At 46.8% G+C, this 3946-nt stretch carries 4 protein-coding genes; all 4 read left to right on the top strand.

The window, feature by feature from the left end:
• Positions 1–72 precede the first annotated feature (72 nt).
• Positions 73–2619 carry an ATP-binding protein gene (locus QUB44_RS26595; protein ID WP_333372227.1) on the top strand — a complete coding sequence of 849 codons (2547 nt, stop codon included), beginning with the start codon at positions 73–75 and terminating at the stop codon, positions 2617–2619.
• Positions 2612–2809, top strand: a complete 198-nt coding sequence (locus QUB44_RS26600; protein WP_333372229.1) for a hypothetical protein — start codon at positions 2612–2614, stop codon at positions 2807–2809. The genes QUB44_RS26595 and QUB44_RS26600 overlap by 8 nt, the downstream gene beginning before the upstream one ends.
• On the top strand, positions 2782–3147 hold the full coding sequence (locus QUB44_RS26605; protein WP_333372231.1) for a four helix bundle protein: 366 nt from the start codon (positions 2782–2784) through the stop codon (positions 3145–3147). Before QUB44_RS26600 ends, QUB44_RS26605 begins: the two co-directional genes overlap by 28 nt.
• 93 nt (positions 3148–3240) lie before the next feature.
• Positions 3241–3918 (top strand): N-acetylmannosamine-6-phosphate 2-epimerase, encoded by a 678-nt coding sequence (locus QUB44_RS26610; protein WP_333372266.1) that lies wholly within the window; start codon positions 3241–3243, stop codon positions 3916–3918.
• Positions 3919–3946: the final 28 nt, after the last annotated feature.

A 3946-nucleotide genomic window follows, 5' to 3' on the forward strand; every position in this document is an offset into this window, starting at 1 on the left:
CCAAACAGTTGTTATATTGGGACTTCCAAAGCGTGATCCAAAATCTAAAATCCAAAATTCAGAATTACTAGAGTGAAACCAAAAACCTTAAATCGGACTTTGCCGCTAGCAACCTTTGAGGCTGCTTACCAGTTGTTACAGCAAATGGCTGAAATCCCAGGGGCGATTTGGCTCACCGACGATGCGATCGCGGATTCTCAAAATGTGGAAAATTCGTCGGAAAGGTTTGCAGCAGTGGTATCAGAGCATTTTAGCGCGCTGCTGCGGGGCAATCTATTAGATGAGTTCGCAACCAACGGACACAAACACAGCGAAAAAAATCTCCATTCGCAATTGAATGTGCAGTTGACTTTCGACCCCGGGGCGATCGCCAATTTCCTGTCTCCCCTCGCCGACAAACTCGCAGAAATAACGCCCGCACCCTCGTGGCAAATTGACATTCGCGCCCTCAAACAAGCAATTAAAAATATACAGCCTAACTCGGCCGTTATTCAAAGCGAATTTACCCTAAATTTGCTGGATATTCTCGCTGCCAATGCCAGCCAAAATAATCGCCTGTCCCTACACAGCCAAACAAAAATAGAGGGAAAATCAGCGCCCAAAGTTATAGATCCAGAAACGCTACAGAGCCAGATTGCCGAAGCCGTCAATCAATTGCAAATTGCCAGTCCCTGCATTTCATTTTGTCAGCCAGTAGAAGATGCTTTGCAGCAGCAGCTCGAACAAGAGCGACTTTTGAATCAGGTGACAAATCAAATCCGCCAGAGTTTGGAATTGCCTGTAATTTTGTCAAAAGCAGTCGAGCGAGTGCGAGAGTTTTTGGAGGTCGATCGCCTGTTAATCTATCAATTTGAAAAAGTGCCAGCGCCGCACAATGGCGAGTTAGCTAAAGAAATACCGGCAGCGGTTTCGGGGTCTGGCGAAATCCAAGAAAATTCCGGGTCTTACTTGTATTTAGGTCGCGTTACCTACGAAGCTTTAGCCAACGATACTATCTCGTCTGTACTGAATTTTAGTGAAAGCGCGCAGTGTTTTACCAATGGAGTCATTGACAGAGAGAAATATCGCAAAGGCTTGGCTTTGTGCGTCGCGGATGTGGAAACAACTTACTCTTCGCAACCTTGTTTTTTAGAGTTGATGCGGCGGGCGAAGGTGCGCGCGAAGTTGCTAGTGCCGATCGTAGTTCAAGACGAATTGTGGGGGCTGCTAATTGCCCACCAGTGTACTTTTCGGGAGTGGGAAGAAAGCAAAAAAACATTTTTGCAGCAAATAGCAGAACATTTGGCGATCGCCATTTACCAAGCCGAACTTTATGCACAAGTCCAGCAGCAAAAGCGCACGTCAGAACAGCGCGTAATAGAACGCACGCGAGAACTCCGCGATGCACTGGTTGCCGCCCAGTCTGCCAGCCTCGCCAAGAGCGAATTTTTGGCAGCTATGAGCCACGAATTGCGGACTCCTCTCACCTGCGTCATCGGCATTTCCGACACGCTGCTGCGGTGGTCTTACGGCAAAGTTGGCAGTAAAGAAGTGCCAGTGCAAAAGCAGCGGCAGTACCTGCAAACTATCCGAGACAGTGGCGACCACTTATTAGAATTAATTAACGATATTTTAGATTTATCGCAAGTAGAAGCTGGAAAAGCAATATTAAAAATTAGTGAATTTTCACTTTCTAAATTAGCTTCTCAGAGCCTGCACGCTCTAAAAGAAAAAGCGGCGGCTAAAGGCGTGGAACTGCTGCAAGAACAGCGGATACAACAAGAGTGCGATCGCTTCATCGCTGACCCACGCCGCTTGAGACAAATTCTCTTCAATCTTTTAGGAAATGCGATTAAGTTTACTCCCAAAGGCGGGCGAGTCATCCTGCGAGTTTGGGTGACAGAAGATAAAAATCGAACGCCGGCAGTGCGGCAGCCCGGTACTGCACCTGCTGGCAGTACCGCTGTTTTTCAAATCAAAGATACCGGCATTGGAATTCCCGAAAATCAGCGATCACTTTTGTTTCAAAAATTCCAGCAGTTAGATTCCCCCTACCGCCGCGAATACGGCGGCACAGGTCTGGGATTGGCCTTAACTAAACAGTTAGTAGAGCTTCACGGCGGCGCGATCGAAGTAAACTCTAAAGTTGATGTCGGCTCTACTTTTACCGTTTTTATACCAATCCAAACTCTAACCAAAGATGAATCCACAAAATTCACCTATGAAAAATCCAATTCATCTTTACCACTGCATTATTCTTCGCGGGGCAACCTCGTACTCGTGGAAGAAGATGAAGAAACTGCCATGCTGATTTGCGATATCCTGACAGCAGCAGGACTGCAAGTGGTGTGGATGATTGAAGGTTCGGCGGCGGTGGAACAAATTGAACTTTTGCAGCCGAATGCTGTGATTGTCGATATGCGTTTGCCCGGTATGAATGGCTGCGAAATAATTCACCAACTGCGTCAAAAACCCGCCACTGAAAATATTAAAATTCTGGCTTTAAGCGCTAATGAAATTCCCCCAGATCAGATATCTTTCGTGACGGCGGGAGCTAACGATTGTTTGGCTAAACCGATTCATCCTGAGCAATTGCTTGACAAAATTATTTCTTTAATGGCCGGGATTGGTAATGGGTAATTGGGAATTGGGAATGGGGCATTGGGCATTGGGCATTGGGCATTGGGCATTGGGCATTGGGAATTGGGCATGGGGAATTGGGCATGGGGCATGGGGCATGGGGCATGGGGCATGGGGCATGGGGCATGGGGCATTTAATATAATTCAGTTTTTGAGGCAATTATGGGAAGACCTGATTTTGAGGAATTAGAGGTTTATAAGTTGGCGGAAAGTTTGGCGAATCAGATTTGGGAAATTGTTAAAAAATGGGATTACTTCACAAAAGATACGATGGGTAAACAGATCGTTCGGTCTGCTGATAGTGTCTGTGCTAATATTGCTGAAGGAAGAGGTCGTTATAATGACCAAGATAATCGGCGTTTTGTAAAAATTGCGAGAGGCTCTTTGTACGAAACAGTAAACTGGTTAAGATTAGCCTACGCTAGACAACTTATTACAAGCGAAGAAGTCAGCAAATTTAAACCAATTGTCGATAAATTACTACCAAAAATTAACGCTTATTTGAGTTCAATAGGACACAGGGAATAAATTACAAAAAAGCCCCATGCCCGATGCCCCATGCCCGATGCCCGATGCCCGATGCCCCATGCCCGATGCCCAATTCCCCATCCGCAATTCCCCATGATTAATTGTCACATTCCTACAGGATTAATTGTTTCTTGTCAAGCACCTGCTGATTCGCCGCTGCACGATCCGATCGTAATTGCGGCAATGGCTAGAACCGCCATCAATCGAGGTGCATCCGGCGTGCGGATTGACACTCCGGCTCACATTTCAGCGGTGCGAAAACAGATATCCGCTCCCATAATTGGGATTTGGAAGCAGCAATTGCCGGGATGCGAGATTTACATTACTCCTCGGTTTGAAGACGCGCGGACGATCGCCGCTTCTGGAGCCGATCTTATCGCCGTTGATGCTACTCTGAGAAACCGTCCTGCTGGCGGCGAAGACTTAAAGACATTAATCGGGCGAATTCACAGTGAATTGGGCAAATTAGTGATGGCGGATGTAGATACAATAGAAGCTGCGATCGCGGCAACCGAAGCTGGTGCAGATACTGTAGCAACTACTCTTTTTGGGTATACTGCCCAGACGGCAAATTTTTCGCCGCCGGGATTTGATTTGCTTGCGGAAATGGTAGAAAAGCTTAAGGTTCCTGTTATCTGCGAAGGCGGGATATCGGGGCCGGAAATGGCTAAAAAAGCCTTGGATTTAGGAGCGGTGGCTGTTGTTGTGGGGACAGATATTACTGGGATTGATCTTAAGGTGACAGCCTATAAGTCGCTGATGGGGAAGTAAGTTCGGCAACGGATTGTTTAACGGATGT

Origin of the sequence: Microcoleus sp. AT3-D2, from assembly GCF_036705715.1 — a bacterium.
Taxonomy (GTDB): Bacteria; Cyanobacteriota; Cyanobacteriia; order Cyanobacteriales; family Microcoleaceae; genus Microcoleus.